The organism is Streptomyces sp., assembly GCF_036566765.1.
In the GTDB taxonomy this organism is placed as follows: Bacteria; Actinomycetota; Actinomycetes; order Streptomycetales; family Streptomycetaceae; genus Streptomyces.
The window spans coordinates 22052-28076 of sequence record NZ_DATCVQ010000691.1 but is presented as its reverse complement, the minus strand read 5'-3'; the positions used below and the strand labels follow the sequence as shown (position 1 = coordinate 28076).

Annotated in this window: 6 protein-coding genes; 2 read left to right on the top strand and 4 right to left on the bottom strand. The window is 73.0% G+C overall.

From position 1 onward, the window contains the following. On the top strand, positions 1-656 hold a 656-nt coding region (locus VIU94_RS40055), incomplete at its 5' end, for an SbcC/MukB-like Walker B domain-containing protein (RefSeq protein ID WP_331919806.1). On the opposite strand, the gene VIU94_RS40050 is transcribed toward VIU94_RS40055, so the two are convergent. The 3 genes from VIU94_RS40050 to VIU94_RS40040 all read right to left on the bottom strand — a co-directional run bounded on the left by VIU94_RS40050 (position 646) and on the right by VIU94_RS40040 (position 3432). After that, entirely contained in the window at positions 646-1092 is a 447-nt protein-coding gene (locus VIU94_RS40050; protein ID WP_331919804.1) for an Lrp/AsnC family transcriptional regulator, read from the bottom strand. The two genes, VIU94_RS40055 and VIU94_RS40050, sit on opposite strands and share 11 nt — an antisense overlap. A gap of 101 nt (positions 1093-1193) precedes the next feature. Further along, positions 1194-2885 (bottom strand): DUF885 domain-containing protein, encoded by a 1692-nt coding sequence (locus VIU94_RS40045; protein WP_331919802.1) that lies wholly within the window; start codon positions 2883-2885, stop codon positions 1194-1196. Between the two features lie 49 nt (positions 2886-2934). After that, positions 2935-3432 (bottom strand): Lrp/AsnC family transcriptional regulator, encoded by a 498-nt coding sequence (locus VIU94_RS40040; RefSeq protein WP_331919800.1) that lies wholly within the window; start codon positions 3430-3432, stop codon positions 2935-2937. Between the two features lie 59 nt (positions 3433-3491). On the opposite strand from VIU94_RS40040, the gene VIU94_RS40035 reads away from it, so the two are divergent. After that, a complete protein-coding gene (locus VIU94_RS40035; protein WP_331919798.1) occupies positions 3492-4694 on the top strand; it encodes a trans-sulfuration enzyme family protein in 1203 nt (400 codons plus the stop codon). On the opposite strand, the gene VIU94_RS40030 is transcribed toward VIU94_RS40035, so the two are convergent. Beyond that, the gene (locus VIU94_RS40030; RefSeq protein ID WP_331919796.1) at positions 4621-6024 is read right to left on the bottom strand and encodes a GNAT family N-acetyltransferase; all 1404 of its coding nucleotides are present in this window, start codon (positions 6022-6024) and stop codon (positions 4621-4623) included. The genes VIU94_RS40035 and VIU94_RS40030 overlap by 74 nt on opposite strands. Position 6025: the final 1 nt, after the last annotated feature.

Below are 6025 nucleotides of genomic sequence, written 5' to 3'. Positions count from 1 at the left end.
CCGACTCCGCGCTCGCGGCCGTACGCGACCGGTGCGCCGCGCTCGACCGGCTGTCCCGGCAGGCGGACGCCGAGGTCCGCCGACTCGGCCCGCTCCGCGTGGAGTACGAGCGGGTCGCCCGGCTCGCCGGCCTCACCGCCGGAACCTCCGCCGAGAACGAGCGCAAGATGCGCCTGGAGTCCTACGTGCTCGCGGCCCGCCTCGAACAGGTCGCCGCCGCCGCCACCGCCCGGCTCCAGCGCATGTCCGCCGGCCGCTACACGCTCGTCCACTCCGACTCCCGCGTCGGCGGCAAGCGGGCCGGCCTCGGGCTGCACGTCGTCGACGCCTGGACCGGCAACGAGCGGGACACCGCGACGCTCTCCGGCGGCGAGACCTTCTTCGCCTCGCTCGCCCTCGCGCTCGGCCTCGCCGACGTCGTCACCGACGAGGCCGGCGGCGTACGGCTGGACACGCTCTTCATCGACGAGGGCTTCGGCAGCCTGGACGACCAGACCCTCGACGAGGTCCTCGACGTCCTCGACTCGCTGCGCGAGCGGGACCGCAGCGTCGGCATCGTCAGCCACGTGCCCGACCTGCGCCGCCGCATCCCCGCCCAGCTGGAGGTGGTCAAGGAGCGGCACGGTTCGGCGGTGCGGCTCCGCGTCAGCGGCTGATCGCCCGCCGGGCGAGCGGCGAGGAGTACACGATGCTCGTCGTCACCGACCCGAGCACGCCGACCTTCCCGGAGATCTGCTCCAGGTGCTTCATCGACCGCGCGGCGACCTTCAGCACGAAACAGTCGTCGCCGGTGACGTGATGCGCCTCCAGGATCTCGGGCGTGGTGTCGAGCAGGTCGTGGAACGGCTTGTAGTTCGCGTTCGGGTAACGCAGCCGCACGAACGCCAGGATCGGCAGTCCGAGCCGCTCGTGGTCGACCACCGCGGTGTACCCGGAGATCACCCCGGCCTCCTCGAGCCGCCGCACCCGCTCGGTCACCGCGGACGCCGACATGGCCACCGACTTGGCGAGCTCGGTGAAGCTGGCCCGGCCCTGGCTCTGCAGGGCTTCGAGGATGCGCCAGTCCGTGGCGTCCGGTGAGTATCCCGTCATGCGTGCCAGACAACAGGGATATCCCCGGACGATCAAGAGATGTCCGGGGATGTCCCGCTGCGCGGACGGCCGGCGAGGCTCTGAGCGAGGCCGGCCCCCGCTCAGAGCTTCGAGATCTCGTCCACCAGGTCGTCCAGGCCCAGCGGCCCCTGCGACAGCGCCGCCATGTGCCAGGCCTTCGCGTCGAACGCGTCCCCGTGCGCGGCCCGCGCGTTCGCCCGGCCCAGCAGCCACGCCCGCTCGCCGAGCTTGTAGCCGATCGCCTGGGCCGGCATCGACAGGTACCGGGTCAGCTCGCTCTCCACGAACGACGCCGGCCGGCTGCTGTGCCGCTGGAAGAACTCCTGCGCCAGCTCCGGCGTCCACCGCTCGCCCGGGTGGAACGGTGAGTCCGCCGGGATCTCCAGGCCCAGGTGCATGCCGATGTCGACGATCACCCGACAGGCCCGCATCATCTGGCCGTCCAGGTAGCCGAGCCGGCGCTCCGGGTCGGGCAGGAAGCCCAGCTCGTCCATGAGCCGCTCCGCGTACAGCGCCCAGCCCTCGGCGTTGGCGGACACCCCGCCGATCGTCGCCTGGTAGCGCGAGAGCTGGTCGGCGACGTGCACCCACTGCGCGATCTGCAGGTGGTGGCCGGGCACGCCCTCGTGGTACCAGGTCGACACCAGGTCGTACACGGGGAAGCGGGTCTCGCCGTCCACCGGGAGCCACGTGCGGCCCGGCCGGGAGAAGTCCTCGGAGGGACCGGTGTAGTACGGGGCCGCCGCGCCGCCGGGCGGGGCGATCCGCGACTCCACCTTGCGCACCCGCTCGGCGAGTTCGAAGTGCGTGCCGTCCAGCGCCTGGATCGCCTCGTCCATCAGCTCCTGCAGCCAGACCCGGACCTCCTCGACGCCCTCGATGTGCGTGCCGTGCACGTCGAGGTGGGCGAGCGCCTCCCAGGGGTCCGAGCCCGGCAGGATCTTGTCCGCCTCGGCCCGCATCTCGCCGAGCAGCCGGTGGTACTCGGCCCAGCCGTACGCGTACGCCTCGTCCAGGTCGAAGTCCGTGCCGTTGAAGTACCGCGACCAGCGCCGGTAGCGCTCCCGGCCCACCGTGTCCGGCGCGTCGGCGACGGCCGGGGCGTACACGTCGCGCATCCAGTCCCGCAGCGCCGCCACCGCCGCGGTCGCGCCGCGCGCCGCCTCGTCCAGCTCGGCCCGCAGCTCCTCCGGCCCGCCGGCGGCGAACTCCTCGAACCAGCCGCGCGCCGCGCCGTCGTTGCCCGACCACTCGGTGAGCTGCTCGACGAAGGTGGCCGTCGGTCGCGGGCCGCCCAGCAGCTTGCGCTCCAGGCCCAGTTCGAGCGAGGCGCGGTAGCCCTCGAGCGCGGCCGGGACGGCGCGCAGCCGCTCGGCGACGGCCGCCCAGTCCTCGGCGGTCTCCGTCGGCGTCACGGTGAAGACGATCCGCACGCTGTGCGCGGGCGAGCGCATGTTGCTGACCGCGCACAGGCCCTCGTCCGCCTCGTGGACGGCGAGTTCGGCGTTCAGCCGCTCGCGCAGCAGCCGGCCGCAGCGGCGTTCGGCGTCGCTGTCCGCGCCCGGACGCCGTTCGGCCTCGTCGAGTCGGGCCAGGGTGCGGCGGGCGAGTTCGGCCACCTCCTCCTGGCCTGCGGGGGAGAAGTCCGGAAGGCGGCCGGCGCTCTCTTTGACTCCCAGGTAGGTACCGGTGATCGGGTCGAGGGCGATGAGTTCGTCGACGAAGGTGTCGGCGACCTGGCGGGGCAGCGGGCTGCTGGAAGTCTCTGGCATGCGGCTCATCCTGGCCTCTCCGACGCCCCCGCGTCACCCTCAATCGATCTCAGTCGGCTGACAAATGAGCGCCCGGGACGGGCGGCAGCAGTGGACCGCACTCCCACTGCTGGAAGATCAGCCGGGTCTCCACGCGCGCCACCTCGCGCCGCGAGGTGAACTCGTCCAGGACGAGTCTTTGCAGGTCAGCGGTGTCCGCAACGGCCACGTGGACCAGGTAGTCGTCGGGACCCGTCAGATGGAACAGCGCCCGGGACTCCGGCAGGCCGCGAATCCGTTCGACGAACGGACCGATCAGTTCGCGACGGTGGGGCCGAACCTGGACCGACAACAGCGCCTCCAGGCCGCGCCCGAGTTTGGCTGAATCCAGTCGTAGCCGGTTGCCCAGGATCACTCCGCTGCGGCGCAGCCGGGCCACCCGGTCGAGGCAGGTGGAGGGGGCCACGCCGACCTCGGCCGCGAGCTCGCGGTAGGTGGTCCGGGCGTCGTTCTGCAAGAGGCGAAGAATGTGCAGATCGATCGGATCCAGTACGACAGAATCGGCCATGCGGCGAACGTAACACGACACTTTTTCGCTACTTCCCGGTAGGCGTTCACCCTCCGGCCATGGACTACGCCGCCTCGATCACCCCCAGGGCTCTGGCCACCGACGCCGTGCACGCCGGCCGCGAGGACCTCGCCGCCCTCGGCCTGCACGCCGCGCCGCTCGACCTGTCGACGACCTACCCCTCGTACGACACCCGCGCGGAAGCCGCGCGGATCGACGAGTTCGCCACCACCGGCGCCCGGCCGGACGGGCCGCCGGTCTACGCCCGGCTCGACAATCCCACCACCGCCCGATTCGAGGACGCCCTCGCCCGCCTGGAGGGGACCGAGAGCGCGGTCGCCTTCGCCAGCGGCATGGCGGGCCTGACCGCCGTCCTGCTGGCCCGGGCGAGCCTCGGCCTGCGGCACGTGGTGGCCGTCCGCCCGCTCTACGGCTGCAGCGACCACCTGCTCACCGCCGGGCTGCTCGGCACCGAGGTGACCTGGACCGACCCGGCGGGCGTCGCGGACGCGATCCGTCCGGACACCGGCCTCGTCATGGTGGAGACCCCCGCCAACCCGACGCTCGCCGAGGTCGACGTCGAGGCGCTGGCGCACTCCTGCGGCTCGGTGCCGCTTCTTGTCGACAACACCTTCGCCACCCCGGTGCTCCAGCAGCCGGTACGGCACGGGGCGCGGATCGTGCTGCACAGCGCGACCAAGTACCTCGGCGGGCACGGCGACGTGCTCGGCGGCGTCGTCGCCTGTGACGAGGAGTTCGCCCGCACGCTGCGCCAGGTGCGGTTCGCCACCGGCGGCGTGCTCCACCCGATGGCCGGCTATCTGCTGCTGCGCGGCCTGTCGACGCTGCCGGTACGGGTGCGGGCGGCGTCGGCGACGGCGGCGGAGCTGGTCCGCAGGCTCGCCGCCGACCCGCGCGTCGCCCGGGTCCATTACCCCAGGGTCGGCGGCGCGATGATCGCCTTCGAGGTCTTCGGCGATCCGCACGACGTGATCGCCGGGGTCCGGCTGATCACGCCGGCGGTCAGCCTCGGCAGCGTCGACACGCTGATCCAGCACCCCGCCTCCATCAGCCACCGCATCGTGGCCGAGGGAGACCGGCGCGCGGCCGGGGTCAGCGACCGGCTGCTGCGGATGTCGGTCGGCCTCGAGGACGTCGAGGACCTGTGGCGGGACCTGACCCAGGCGCTCAGCGCTCGGTCTCCTGGTACACCTCGTACGGAAGCCGGTTCCGTACCGGAGCCGCGGCCAGTCGCGCTGTGATCACCAGGGTGCCTTCCTCGATCTGGTAGTCGAGGGGGAGGTTGAGCCCCCGCATCGCCGCGACCATGCCGGTGTTGGAGGACTGCGTCACGGCGTACACGCTGCCGCAGCCGGCCTCCACCGCCAGGGCCACGAGCCGGTGCAGCAGCTCCGAGCCGATGCCGCGGCGCTGCCAGTCGTCCTCCACCAGCAGGGCGATCTCCGTCTCGTCGCCGTCCCAGAGCAGATGGCCGAGGGCGACGAGACGGCCGGAGGCGGTCTGCACCGCGAGGGTGCGGCCGAAGCGGGGGCTGAGCAGGTGGTTCAGGTAGAGCTCGGCGTCGCCGACCGGGCCGTGGTAGCGCAGGCTCAGGGTGCGGTCCGAGCAGCGGTCGTGCATCGCGCGGGCCGCGGCGAGGTCGCCCTGGTCGACGCGCCGGACGGTGATCTCGTTCCCTTCGGGAAGCGTGAGGACGTCCTGGCTGCGCGGGATGCGCGGGCCGAGCCGGGCGTCCAGTTCGACCAGCGCGCGGGCGCGGGCGAACTCGGTGGGCGTGAACGGCAGATAGGGCCGCTCGACGGTGATGACCCCGCCGTTCGGGTCGCGCAGCCGCATCGACGTCTCCTCCAGTACGCCCTCGACGGGCGCGGTCGCGCCGGTGGGGCGGCCGGTCGGGGAGACGGCGGGCAGCGAGTGGATGGTGCAGCGGCCGAGGAGCTGGCGCAGCGCGAGCGGCAGTTCGGCCGCGTCCAGCGCCGTGCGGGTGGCCAGGCCGAGCAGCCGGGTCGGGGTGTCCACGAGGTCGTGGGCGTCGGCCCGCTCGATCCAGGTGCTGTGGCCGCCGGCCGCGGCGATCTCGCGGGTGAGCCGGCCGGCCTGGAGGTCGGCGGGGGCGCGCAGCAGGAACTCGTCGACGGTGCCCTCGGCGAGCGGGTGGGTCTGCAGGGTGAGGATGTCCACGCGGTGCCGGGCCAGCGCGGTGCACAGCGCGGCGAGGCTGCCCGGCGCGTCGCGGACCGTCGTCCGCATCCGCCACAGCGCGGTCTCGCCGGGCTCGGCCTGCGCAGGCGCGTCGGTGTGCGGCGGCAGCGGGGCAGGCCCGCCGCCGCCGGGATCACCGGCCGGCGGCGCATGACTGTGCCGCCGCGCCCACCACGTGTGGAACGTGGCCGTGCCGATGAGCGCGATCGCCGAGAACACCAGCAGGTACGGGCCGTCCGGCCCGTGCACGATGGTCTTCGCGATCGTGTCGGCCACCACCACGGCCGTGAACAGTGCGGCCAGTTCGATGAGATCGTGCCGCCAGTGGTGCGGGCGACGGGCACTCTTCGCAGATGTCACATCAGTCATG